The organism is Rhodococcoides sp. S146-33 (genome assembly GCF_059489205.1).
This window is the reverse complement of the sequence record NZ_JCAJWY010000009.1, coordinates 1-12,223: the sequence shown is the minus strand read 5'-3', so window position 1 is coordinate 12,223 and position 12,223 is coordinate 1. Positions and strand designations below refer to the sequence as shown.

Here is a 12,223-nt window from a genome sequence, read left to right as displayed (position 1 = left end):
CATGACCATTCACGCCGACACCCCCATCGAATCCGAACCCGCAGGCGGAGGCAGAACGCCCCTCATCGAACTGAAGAACGTGGGCAAGAGCTACGGCAACATCATTGCGCTGCAGGGCATCAACCTACGCGTGGGTGCCGGTGAGGTCACCGGAGTCCTCGGCGACAACGGAGCCGGCAAGTCCACCTTGATCAAGATCATGGCCGGCCTGCATCAACAGAGCGAAGGAGAACTGCTCGTCGACGGCAAGGCGACCACATTCGACTCCCCCAAGGACGCGCTCAACCAAGGCATAGCGACGGTCTACCAGGACCTTGCTGTGGTCGCGTTGATGCCCGTGTGGCGCAACTTCTTTCTCGGTCAGGAGCTCCGCAAAGGCAGTGTGTTCAAGTCGCTCGACACCAATGCCATGCGCGCGACGACCATCGAGGAACTGCACAAGATGGGCATCGACCTACCCGACGTCGATGCACCCATCGGGTCCCTCTCCGGTGGTCAGCGTCAGTGTGTTGCCATCGCCCGCGCCATCTTCTTCGGTGCGCGGGTACTGATCCTCGACGAGCCGACCGCGGCCCTCGGCGTCAAGCAGTCGGGAATGGTGCTGCGCTACATCTCCGCAGCCAAGGAACAGGGCTTCGGCGTCGTCTTCATCACCCACAATCCCCACCACGCCTACATGGTCGGAGATCACTTCGTCCTCCTCAACCGTGGCCGCCAGAAGCTCGATTGCAGCTACGAGGACATCTCGCTCGACGACCTCACGAAGGAAATGGCGGGCGGCGACGAGCTCGACACCCTCACCCACGAACTCCGGCGGTAATTCGGGCTCGTCACCCACCTGCTGTATCGGGCCGGTCCGATCGGACCGGCCCGCACATCTTTCGAAAAGGGGTTTTGTTGTGCGGTCGACTCGGTCGGTTCGTGTCGGAGTAGCTGGTTTCGGGTGGATGGGACGGGTGCACACGCAGGCGTATTCTCGGCTGACGCAACACTATCCAGACCTCGGCCTGCGACCGGAGTTGGCGATGGTCGCGGACGAGCTCGAAGGCCGAGCGGACGACGCTGCCGATCAGTTCGGCTTCGCGACGGCGACAACCGACTGGCACGAGATCCAATCCGACCCGACGATCGAGGCCGTGTCCATCACCGCGCCCAACTTCCTGCACCGCTCCATCGGAACTGCAATGGTCGAGGCGGGCAAGCACATCTGGATCGAGAAGCCAGTCGGTCTCTCCGCCGACGACGCACGGGCAGTTGCGCACGCTGCCGACAAGGCGGGCGTACAGACGGCCGTCGGCTTCAATTACCGCAATGCTCCTGCGGTCGAGGAAGCCAGAGCTTTGGTGGAATCGGGCGAACTCGGGTCCATCACTCATGCTCGGTTCCGATTCTTCAGCGACTACGCAGCTCATCCCGACGGGGCGCTGAGCTGGCGATTCGAGCGGGACCGTGGGGGCAACGGAGTGCTCGGCGATCTCGCCTCGCACGGAGCCGACCTGGTCTACTACCTGCTGGGCGACATCGAATCCCTGGTGGCAGACACCGCGATCTTCGTTCCCGAACGAACGAAGCCGAGCGGCTCCACCACCGGTCATGCCCTCGCGGCCGGGGGTGAACGCGGTGCCGTCGAAAACGAGGACTTCGTCAGCAGCCAACTCCGACTGCACAGCGGAGCGCGCGTCGTGCTCGAGGCAAGTCGTGTGGCCGTCGGCGATCAGAACGCATACGGATTCGAGATTCACGGCACCAAAGGTGCTGTGTCCTGGGACTTCCGCCGGCTGGGCGAACTCTCTCTCAGCATCGGTGACCGATACCAGGATCAACCCGCATCGACCGTCTACGTCGGACCTTCGCACGGAGAATACGGCGCATTCCAACCAGGTTCGGCGTCGTCCATGGGGTATGACGACCTCAAAGTCATCGAGGCCATGCGCTTCTTGAAGTCCATCGCAGACGGAAAGCCCTGCGGCGCAACGGTGCGAGACGCCGTCCGCAGTGCCGAAGTCCTCGATGCCATGACCGAATCGGTTACTTCGGGACGCTGGATCCAGCCTGGCACCTGACGTAGGACCGGGGCTGTCAGCTGCTCGACTCATGGACGCTGGACCACGGTGTGAGCAGTTGACTGCACATTGGATGAGCATTAATCTGCTCACATGGCTTCTGCAACCATCCCCCCTTTTCACCTGGCGATTCCGGTTCACGATATCGACGCTGCCCGGAAGTTCTACGGTGACGTGCTCGGATTCTCGCGCGGGCGCTCGTCGGAGAGATGGACCGATTGGAATGTCCGCGGACACCAGGTCGTCACCCACCAGGTAGGCGACGGTTCCTCCGACGCACGGTCGCCGGTCGCCGGAACCAACCCCGTCGATGGGCACGAGGTTCCGGTGCCGCATTTCGGTTTGGTACTCGCGGTGGACGAATTCAAGGAACTCGCAGGCCGCCTCGAAGCCGCCGGCACGGACTTCGTCATCGAACCGTATGTGCGCTTCGCAGGCGAGCCGGGCGAGCAATGGACCATGTTCTTTCTCGATCCTTCCGGAAACGCTCTCGAGTTCAAAGCTTTCCGGAACATCGATCAATTGTTTGCCGTGTGAGATCGTGACACCTACTGGCCACGAACCCGAGGACGACGGTGCCGGTGACGGCGAACTCACCCGAGAGTTCCTGCAGCAGATCGGAGCGCGCATCCGCGTGCTTCGATCTCGGAGGTCTTTGACCGTGCAGCAGCTGGCCGACCTGTCGGATGTGAGCCGTCGCCTTCTCACTCAGATCGAGCACGGGCAAGCCAATCCGAGCCTGGTCGCGGTAACCCGTATTGCCCGAAGCCTGGGAACCGACTTCACCGAGCTCGTCGGGGACTCGGTACCCGGCGACATTGCGGTCGAACGGATCTCCGCATCCGCACACGTGCTGGTGTGGACCTCTCGACTGGGCAGCACCGCACATCTGTTGGTGTCCACCCCCGGCATCCGAGTGGCCGATATGTGGCTCTGGTCGTTGGTATCGGGCGATCAGTACGGCGGCCGCCCCGACTCCCCTGGATCTGCCGAACTGTTCCACGTGCTCACCGGCGAGCTGACCGTTCGAGCGGACGCGACAGAGGTCGTCATTTCGGCCGGCGAGTCCGGCCGCCTCCGCAGTGACCGCGTCTACCAGTACATCAACAACGGCCCGAAGCCCGTGACATTCCTGCGGACGGTCGCGCTCGCCCGCTGAACAAAAGCAAGGAGACACACATGAAGACCTTCATCATCGGTGCCGCAGGCGGCATCGGCTCGAGACTCAGCACCATCCTCACCGGCCGCGGTGACACCGTTTCCGGAATGATCCGCAATCCCGATCATCGTGACCTGGTCGAATCAACCGGCGCAACAGCCGTTTTCGGTGACCTCATCGACAACGACGTCGCCACGCTCGCAACGGCGTTCACGGGCCACGACGCCGTCGTCTTCAGTGCAGGCGCACATGGCACCGGCATGGACAAGACAACACTGATCGACGGCAAGGGCCTGGAGAAGGCAGCCGACGCAGCACGCAGAGCCGGCGTCGATCGGTTCGTATTGGTCTCTGCGTTCCCCGAATCGGGCCGAAGCCAGCAGCCGTCCGAGGGATTCGAGCACTACATGGCCACCAAGAAGACGGCCGACGTCTACCTGACCCACACCGATCTGGACTGGCTGATCGTGCGACCGGGAGTTCTCCTCGACGAGCCAGGAGACGGCACTGTCACCGCCGGACTGGCCATCGAGCACGGTGACGTGCGCCGCGACAACGTTGCGGCGTTCATCGCCGCGGCACTTGCCGAACCGTCGTTGACTCGAACCATCGTCGAACTCACCGACGGCACAACGCCGGTCGCAGATGCAGTTCGCCAGGTGATCGATCGATCCGGACCACGGCGCACCGCCTGATCGTTCCCGAGTCGGCCTGGCTTCGGTACGAACGCGCCAGGCCGGGTCGGTCGGGTGGTCTAGTTCTCGGCGAGACCTAGTGCTGCTGAAAGATATTCACGCGAATCTCGGAACGTTTGCGCTACGCCGCGTCCTGCGACGGCTCTGTACCGACCGAGCTGATCGTCATCGAGGAGGTCGAGCACGGTGCTGGAATCCGCGTGCATCCAACCGCCGTCGCGCACCAATTCGTGGGCGCGTTTCCCCTGCAGAGCTGCAATCCCCTCGACCCTGATTCCCTTCGGATCGGTCGACACTGCGATGTAGTAGGCCTTCTTGCCGGGGTAGCCGGCCTTCACCTTCGAGCGCAGCCGCAAGACGGCAGCGACCGCGTCATCGATGGCTGACGACTGCTCGTCGGAGCCCGATTCGGCCGCAGAGACCCGCGCAATCTCAGCATCCAGTGCAGCAACCAAAGTGGCCAGGTACTCGAGATCGCTCATCGACTCATGATGCCCTACCAAAGCGGGGTGTCGAACCAGCACCCGACGACGTGTCCACTTCAGCTCCTTCGTTTCGGATAACTGACTCCGATCGGCGTCGGGTATTCCAAACCGGGGAGCTGATGCGCCTCAAAATGGGCAAGAAAACGCTCCGACCCAACAGCGGGATCGGAGCAGTGGAGCCTCCTAACGGGATTGAACCGTTGACCGCTCGCTTACAAGTATGTTGCCAGACAACCAGATACGTCCGCATGGAACCACCACAGGGGCCCTGACCTGTGTCAATCGTCCAGGCAGCACCACCCGAATCCACACTCGTAGGTACCGACTTGTGACACGCTCGTGACACCGAGACTCACGCGGATAGTCCCTGCGGACCCTAGTGAATCCGCATGAACGCGCACCGATTCGGAGCCGCTTTCGCCCTCCAAACCACCGCTCGCGATCCACGAAATGCCCATGACTCCAGTGTAGAACTAGCCGGTCGGACTAGGGTTCGAACCCGCAACCTCATGGTTGTAGCTCGCACGGATCGAGAGCAAATCCAGCCGAACTGACTGTCGAAACAGTTCCGGCGATCTGCAGAAATCAGAGAGCCTACCGGCAGGTCCCCACTAGATGGCCTCAGACGGCCCCTCAGAGCGTGCACTATTCAGCCCTTAAGGCGGCCACGCGCGGTTCAGGATGAGATGAAGTTTAGCGGGTAATTTCAAGCCGTTGATGGCAGCGGCACCCATGACCATGCCCCGCCAAATCCCTCATGCACTACTCAACGAGTAGGGTTCGGGAACGGTTTCAAGGTCGATGTCGACCTCAAGTAGAGAGGGTGTTGCGGCCCTAAACTCTTCGTCAAGCCCAGGCACTGCAGCTGGTCGAAGATCGGAACTACTGCGTCTTGACGCCTAAGGAGGGTGCCGCCGGTACCCCAGGCTGCAACAACGTGAGGATGCCTCGCCCACCGTCGCAGATTGCGATCATTCTCCGGACCGACGGGGTCCACGGCTCTCACCAACTCAGCGGGGTATGCCGACCGGAAGGCGAAAAGATTCAAGACTACAAGCGACGAGTAACCCCACCTTTCGGAGAACCGTCGACACCTGCGCAAGGTCGGATCATCCTCGTACGCATCCGCGCTCGACGGGTTAAGCATTATCCATACGATAGTCTGCCCCTCGTCCCACGCGCGGCCAAGTGTGTACCGAAAAGTTCCGCACGGTGACACTTCCGCACAGCGGTGTTCGAACGGCGGATACCATTCCTCTGAGCACGAACTACAGACCGCAGTGTTCACGCCAACAGCCTGGTCGGACGTCCGGTTTCAAGCGAACGAAAGCGAGCATCGTGGGTCTACTCCTGCATCTATCCGATCTTCATCTGGCGTCGGCGACCAGCAGTGGCGACGTTACCGGAGACTACAAGGTCGACGTCGTATCCCCAGAGGACAGGCAACGCCGCACTGAAACAATAAAGTCATCGCTGGCTCAACTGGGGCAAGCTCTCGCTGAGGCTGGCCGAAAACTCGACGCTGTTGTCGTGAGCGGCGACGTGACCGTCCAGGGCAGGAGCGATGGGTTTGAACTCCTTCCGGGAGTTTTGGGAGCGTTGAAGGACTCACTTCCCGATCCCGAGAACGTCCTCATCGTTCCAGGAAACCACGACGTGCAATGGGGAACACCTGCGGGCACCCGCCAACGGTACGAAAATTTTCTCAAGCTGAGGGATCATGGCTATACAACGGCGCTGCTCGAGGGCATCGACATCGAGCCCAACAACAGCATCCGACCTGGTGCGTCAACTCCGGTCATTGTTGCAGATGATCATTCGTTCGTGATTCTAGGAGTCAATTCCTCAAACCACTGCGGAGTCGAAACCAGGGTCGAGAAAGACCTCGAACCACACCTTGAACAACTGCAGAAGCTGGCAGACAAAAAGGATGAAACGGGCCTCCCGGTCAGTCGCTTACTCTCGGCCTGGAAGCGAAGAGGGCTCTACGATATCGCGCGGGTTGATGCTGGCCAAAGAGCCGTCTTGCACGAAATACTCCGAGAACGCATGTCCGAACTCCGCCGTTCTGGACATCAACCTGCGATTGTCGCAGCACTACATCATCAGCTGAGACCGGTGGGGACTTCGGAGGAATTCAAGCCATTCGAAGGAATCACCAACCTTGGAGAATTCCGCGAATGGCTCGCTTCGAACGACGTCGATGTCGTCCTTCATGGCCACAAACATGAGGAGCGAGTTATTCAAGACGTATTTGTGCCTTTCGAGAAAAGTCAAGGCCAGGCCCCACATCGACTTTTGGTGGTCAGTGCGCCGACTGTCGGTCATGGACAACCCGCAACAAATGATATCGGCCGTCTTCTAGAATTTTCTACCGAAATGCCACGGGTTGATGATGTGAAACTAACTCTCGTCCCGTCACGCAACGTCGGTGTCAAGATCGATTTCGAGACACTCTCTGTGGCCGTGCACCGGGTTGGTGGCGACGACCCGCAGCGGACCGGGGTAATCGAAGCCACGACTGCTGAAGAAGTGCATGACCTTCTACTCGCATCCCAGGGGGGCTTCGATCGAATGCCCTCGCCGCTTGTCTGCAGGATTCGTGATGGCCAGACTGCCCAGAAACTTCCCCGCCATTATCCGGATGTCGGATCGGCGACTGACGCCAGTCCTGGTGAGATCGGCACAAACAAGTGGTTCTCCGAAATGGTCGATTGGTGGCAACGCCCCGTTCGAGGAGCAGCGGCACCATTCAATCACGGGGAACGGCTAGTGGGATACGACAACGGTCGCATTAATCAATTCGATCGGGCGGTCGATGCGCTATACGCAGACGAAAGCACCAGTCGTGCGATCGCAATCTTGGTGGATCCAGTAGACGACTTCAAGAATGACGGCCAGGGCTTTCCTGCCTTCACACTCGTCCAAATGACGATTAAGAGTAAGAAGCTAGACGTCACAGGCTACTTTCGTAAGCAAGAAATGCCTCACTGGTGGCCGATTAACGTGGGGGAGCTCGCCCGCTTACAGAACGACGCCGTGACCAGGCTCAATTCTCGAGGACGTTCCATCACTACCGGCGCAGTTTGCACGGTTACAACCATGCCGGTCGCCGGTGCGGGCGCACCGAAGGTCGTCGTACCCTCGCTCGACCTTCGAGTCGAAGATCCGTCGGGGCTTCTCGACCTCCTTGCACCCCTGTTCTTCCGTACGAGCCATTGCGTGAACGATGTCGTAAACCGATGGCACAGTGCCGTAGCCGACTGGAGACCCGGAGCGCAGATGGCGGTGGATGCGGATCCCGTGCCAGTTGTGGGAATCGAGGCCCTCCATCGGATTGCAACAGAGCTTCTCAAGATGGAGGACGCCTCCGACGAGGCAGTTCATAAAGCACGTTGCACTTTTGCTGAAGATCTCAACGAGCTAGCCGAAGCGAACAAGCGCTACGCTCAAGACCAGAGATCAAACGAACGTGAACGAACCGATAGCCGTGCGCAGTGGCGCACCCGTGTCGACCAGATCTTGCTCCGCATGTTCGAGACGATGCCCAGGATGATGACGAGTGCCACCAATGAGAAATAACCAACAGCTAGTCGACGCGCCGGTAGGACACGCGGATACTGACTCACTGGACAACTATGGTGGACCCGTGAAGACAGACGAGGCAGCGCCGGCTTTGGAGGACTCCACGCCCATGCAGCTTGTCCGCACCCTCGTTCGGGCAGCCGGCGACTTGGCGACTTTTTGCGATCGCAGTGAGCACAACGAGTCCGCCGATCGCGACAGCGTGCTAAGAGTTGGACATCTGTTGAGGATTGCGTCTGTACGGTCTGGCCGCAAACACACTCTAGATATCCAGTCACTTTACAGCGATCGGATCGAGCGAATTGAGGCCAAACACCCAGCTCGACACGCCAACGCGTTCGATGGAGCTCAAGGCATTCGCGAAGCGAAGACTTGGGAGGATCTGCAGTCTGCGCAGTACATGCACGACCACTTCTACCACGCAGACGTTGCCGGCCTGTCAAAGTCCGATCAGCTCCGCCATTACACCCTGCACATTGCCAAGCTGGCAAAATTGGCCCTCGATGCCGCGGACGAGGCTGACCGTCATCCAGAGTCCTGGGACCACTTCTTAACGGAACGACTGCCTGACATCGTGATTTTCGGCATTAAGCTCGCAACAGTGTGTGGTACGAAACTCCCACCCGAACTGGTCAGCCTGCCCACACTCGGCGGCCTAACGGCTGACTCTCGGCGAGTCCTCTAGACCTGCACGTTAGGCGGTGCCACGGCTCCATCGGACACATGCTGCACAAGTAACCTGGCAAGCTTGCCTGTATCCGTCTGCCGGCCAACCAGCTTGTGGACGAAGAGTTGATAAAACCAACCGACCGATAGACAGCGAATGCTTCTCAGCCCCGACGCGTCGCGTGTGCTCCGGGACTACTGCACCTTCACGCAAATCCCGAGGCCTCAGAGGACACGATGGACCTAAGTTGGGCCCGGTGGGCCGAGCCGAGATGGGCCTTCTGGGGATGCATCCGTTCTGGAATCGAGGACGGTGATGGCGCTCATCGGAAATGCGCTTTCTGCTTATCGAAACTGTTCACCCTGTGGCTCCGTGAATTGGGCAGTTCACTTTCGTTGCCGGTGTCTCTCACCGTGGCGGTATTGGCGACAACCACGGCTTACGCCCCAGCAACTTCCACCGGACCACCGCACCGAGCGATAGCCCCCACTCGCGTGGTGCAAGGCGTCTCGCCCACCGGTGACTCTCGTTCGTGTATCGGTGTCGGTCGTGGTCCGGTACCAGGGCGCAGTCAGGTGGCAATTTGTAGATAGCTCTGCAACCAGGACCTGAGCTGTTCTCCGTCCACGAGTAGCAAGGGCTTATTCTGAATGATGCTGTACGACGCCGGGCCGAAGTTCGACGTCGTGATGAGGATTCCCTTGATCGCACCCTGTTGGCGGACGACGCTGTCGAGGGCGCGGACGTGGTCTGGCCCTACTTGTCCGGAGAATCGTTTGACCGACACTACGACCCGTCCGCCGACGATGGGATCGTTGCTTTCGTCGTACACGGCGGCCAGGGCTGTGTAAAGCCCGACCGCGTCATCGGTGGACGTGCTGGACTTGAACGAGTCAAAGCCTCCAGTAATCGAGCTCTGATGACCGGTCCGTTGGGTTCGGGTAGCGCCTCGCCGTAGGCCGCGGTGCACCAAGCACCGAACTGCGACCACTGGTGGCTGTAACCGCTCGCCGTGCTGCCTGTCTCGGTGTCACAGGTGCGACGGTACCGGGCCGAAGGCCGACCGGATCGGGCTACTGGTGACCAGAACCTGCTTCAAGCATGAATTTGACGTCGCCAGGAGTGGCGGATGTGGACGCACCGCTGCGTCCGAGAAAGTCTGCGCGGGCGCGTAGTCATCCTCGTGTCATCGGCAACACGTAGTGTCGCGACTATGTCGGTTGAAGGATCGCAGTTCAATCTCGACGAGGTCCGAGCCTTCGCAGTGAAGGCCAGCAACGTCGGGCAGTACATAGCCCACTTCGCGCTCGCGGCAGCGAATCATTCGCCGCAGTATCGGGAGCCTGGAGTGGAATCGATGGACGCGGTAGATCTGGAGATCGGCCACGCGGACGACGTTGAGGGCCCACTCCTCACTGCGCATCGGTTAGCGAAGTTCTACGTGATCTCTGCGGGTGATGCGTTGCTGTCGTGTTGTGAATTGGTTGGACGCGACTTTCCGATGCACATCGGATCCGCGGCCCTTGCCCGTGTTACGGCCGAGCATGCAAGCAGAGCCATGTTCGTCGGCGATCCCGAAATCGGTTGGAAGATTCGCGTTTTACGCACTCATGCACTGTTTCATGCAGCTCTTCAGGAGTACAGATCCTCATCAGAACTTGGAGCGCTTGAACTCCTCGAAGCCTGGAAAAAGTGGCGAAACAGGACCGGCACCACGTTTAATGATATACCGAAGCAATCCGCAAGTAGCAATCGGAAACTGATCGAGGATGCGTTCCCGCATGCATTGGCGTACGACGAGCTGAGTCGCCCAACACACGGCAACGCAGTGTGGCTGACACTCGCCGTGATTCAAGAGCAGAAACGCACCAACTACACCTGGTGTGCGACTTTGAGAAACGTACAGTTCGCAATGGACGCTACGATCGCTGCGGCACACAGACTTTGTTTGTTATGGGACCTTGACCCGAATGAAGTCTTCACCGCTTCTCAAAACGGTCTTGGCATCGACGACCCACTCACATGGGACTCGTTGCTCGGTGCCTGTGATTCCGTCCGGGCAGGAGTGGACGAACTCTCGAATGCAGTCGTCGTCGATAGCACCCCTGACCCACAGCCCCCACGGTAGGCGTGATTTGTTCCGCATCTGAACGTTCGGTGCCGGATGAACTCAGCGGTGGGCTGTCTCGATTCCTGTAAGATGCAAATGCAGGAAAGGCGCTAGCCGCGATGCATGGCTACAGGACGTTGCACCCAACAAACGCACTGGGCAACATGTGGCAGGCGACGTCACCGATCGGCAGAACGAGGGTCTCGGTGCTGTCCTCAAGCGCAGTGACCGGACTGTTCATCGGCGCGCCCAGATCTCGGCCTTGCCGTGTCGGACGCACTTCTTCAGGATCCACTGGGATCTATGGTTCTTCGCCGTCTGTATGTGAGTAAAATTCGTTTCGCCAGATCCGGAACGCAGCATCGCTGCTTCGATAACGGGTCTCATCGAGCAGGCTGTCGAGAAGTTCCTGCTTGCGCCTCTTGGAAGCGTAAGCCTGAATGCTCTCCCTGCCGGTGAACAAGCCCGTCGTGCGGGGAAATTTTGGACTACGAACCAGTCTGGATTTCAGCATCTCGATCAGAGTCCCAGCCGCCAACCTGGTTTCGTTTGCGCTCGCTGTTGTGTACTGCTGGCCGCGGTGAACAATTTTGTTTCGCCTCGTGAGGACCGCATGCTTGTATGCCTGGATCACGCCGGCCTTGTCATTGTCCCACGATCCGCCACCCAAGGGATCGCACTTGCGAAGGAGCGCAAGCGGCCCGTTGTGAACTAGGTCGAGGGCCGCCGCCGCGGCTACGGCGCCCTCTCCGTTCTCCCATCGAATAGCCAACGCAAGATTGCTGATGAAATACTCGCAGGCGACGGCGTATCCGACGATAGCGTTGTCGGGTTGGCCTGCGTCCAGGGAGACGTGAGCACGGTAGAGAAGGTCGATGGCCACTGCTGCCGGCACTTCAACACGAAGGCCGGCGAAGTCGGCAACCACAGCCTGCTGTTCTGATGCTGGAATCGGAGCGTCCCAGTTGCCTGCGTCGGCGTCCGGACCCGGTAGGCGATGGGTCCACCAATTGCCGGTCCAGCGCAGGGTTGTGTTCACCACGTCGGCGTAGGTCAATGCGATTTCCTGTGCCGGTAGCGATTCGACTGTGAGGTCGGGAAGAGGATGACCTCTGAGGCGGGTCGCGCGAACCAGATCGTCGATTGCCCACATTGCGAGATCAAGCGGTCCGAGTTGCACTCCATTGCGCACATCTTGAATGGTGGGGGCGGCAGCCACTGTCGGTACGTACACGCTGACGACTGACGCCGCACGCGGAGAATCGATGTGAAGCAAAGCAGGTGGTGCCACCGTGCCTGTTTCCCGCGCAAGTCCACGCACAGTTGCCTGCTGGGAGCGAACGCTGGTTGGGTTGTCGCCGAGTTCGGCGTTCCAGCACAAACGAATTGTGGTCGGGACTTGCATGTCAGCGGTCACGTAATTCCCCAGGCTTGAGGGGTTGTCCGTCACGTAATTCCT

Annotated in this window: 12 protein-coding genes; 8 read left to right on the top strand and 4 right to left on the bottom strand. The window is 59.9% G+C overall.

The genetic code is table 11. The features are described 5' to 3' along the window. The first annotated feature begins 1 nt into the window (after position 1). The 5 genes from AC5WEY_RS23995 to AC5WEY_RS23975 all read left to right on the top strand — a co-directional run bounded on the left by AC5WEY_RS23995 (position 2) and on the right by AC5WEY_RS23975 (position 3,917). Positions 2-820 (top strand): ATP-binding cassette domain-containing protein, encoded by an 819-nt coding sequence (locus AC5WEY_RS23995; protein WP_495647824.1) that lies wholly within the window; start codon positions 2-4, stop codon positions 818-820. 79 nt (positions 821-899) lie between these two features. After that, complete coding sequence (locus AC5WEY_RS23990; RefSeq protein ID WP_495647823.1) at positions 900-2,063, top strand: Gfo/Idh/MocA family protein; 1,164 nt, start codon at positions 900-902, stop codon at positions 2,061-2,063. Positions 2,064-2,156: 93 nt separating this feature from the next. Further along, the gene (locus AC5WEY_RS23985) at positions 2,157-2,600 is read left to right on the top strand and encodes a VOC family protein (RefSeq protein WP_495647822.1); all 444 of its coding nucleotides are present in this window, start codon (positions 2,157-2,159) and stop codon (positions 2,598-2,600) included. A 4-nt stretch (positions 2,601-2,604) separates the two neighbouring features. Continuing rightward, a complete protein-coding gene (locus AC5WEY_RS23980) occupies positions 2,605-3,222 on the top strand; it encodes a helix-turn-helix domain-containing protein (protein ID WP_495647821.1) in 618 nt (205 codons plus the stop codon). Positions 3,223-3,242: 20 nt separating this feature from the next. Beyond that, positions 3,243-3,917 carry an SDR family oxidoreductase gene (locus tag AC5WEY_RS23975; protein ID WP_495647820.1) on the top strand — a complete coding sequence of 225 codons (675 nt, stop codon included), beginning with the start codon at positions 3,243-3,245 and terminating at the stop codon, positions 3,915-3,917. Between the two features lie 59 nt (positions 3,918-3,976). Here AC5WEY_RS23975 and AC5WEY_RS23970 read toward each other — a convergent pair whose 3' ends face one another. Both AC5WEY_RS23970 and AC5WEY_RS23965 read right to left on the bottom strand, forming a co-directional pair. Beyond that, positions 3,977-4,399 carry a phosphate acetyltransferase gene (locus tag AC5WEY_RS23970; protein WP_495647819.1) on the bottom strand — a complete coding sequence of 141 codons (423 nt, stop codon included), beginning with the start codon at positions 4,397-4,399 and terminating at the stop codon, positions 3,977-3,979. A gap of 769 nt (positions 4,400-5,168) precedes the next feature. Further along, positions 5,169-5,621 carry a DUF1643 domain-containing protein gene (locus AC5WEY_RS23965; RefSeq protein WP_495647818.1) on the bottom strand — a complete coding sequence of 151 codons (453 nt, stop codon included), beginning with the start codon at positions 5,619-5,621 and terminating at the stop codon, positions 5,169-5,171. Here AC5WEY_RS23965 and AC5WEY_RS23960 point away from each other — a divergent pair. Continuing rightward, the gene (locus tag AC5WEY_RS23960; RefSeq protein WP_495647817.1) at positions 5,591-7,984 is read left to right on the top strand and encodes a metallophosphoesterase family protein; all 2,394 of its coding nucleotides are present in this window, start codon (positions 5,591-5,593) and stop codon (positions 7,982-7,984) included. The genes AC5WEY_RS23965 and AC5WEY_RS23960 overlap by 31 nt on opposite strands. A 67-nt stretch (positions 7,985-8,051) precedes the next feature. Then, positions 8,052-8,672 (top strand): hypothetical protein, encoded by a 621-nt coding sequence (locus AC5WEY_RS23955; protein WP_495647816.1) that lies wholly within the window; start codon positions 8,052-8,054, stop codon positions 8,670-8,672. 553 nt (positions 8,673-9,225) lie between these two features. On the opposite strand, the gene AC5WEY_RS23950 is transcribed toward AC5WEY_RS23955, so the two are convergent. Then, positions 9,226-9,486, bottom strand: coding sequence for a restriction endonuclease (locus AC5WEY_RS23950; RefSeq protein WP_495647815.1), 261 nt, complete (start codon positions 9,484-9,486; stop codon positions 9,226-9,228). Between the two features lie 381 nt (positions 9,487-9,867). Between AC5WEY_RS23950 and AC5WEY_RS23945 the strand changes: the two genes are divergently transcribed. Beyond that, complete coding sequence (locus tag AC5WEY_RS23945) at positions 9,868-10,782, top strand: hypothetical protein (RefSeq protein WP_495647814.1); 915 nt, start codon at positions 9,868-9,870, stop codon at positions 10,780-10,782. A 283-nt stretch (positions 10,783-11,065) separates the two neighbouring features. On the opposite strand, the gene AC5WEY_RS23940 is transcribed toward AC5WEY_RS23945, so the two are convergent. Then, on the bottom strand, positions 11,066-12,223 hold a 1,158-nt coding region (locus tag AC5WEY_RS23940; RefSeq protein ID WP_495647813.1), incomplete at its 5' end, for a hypothetical protein.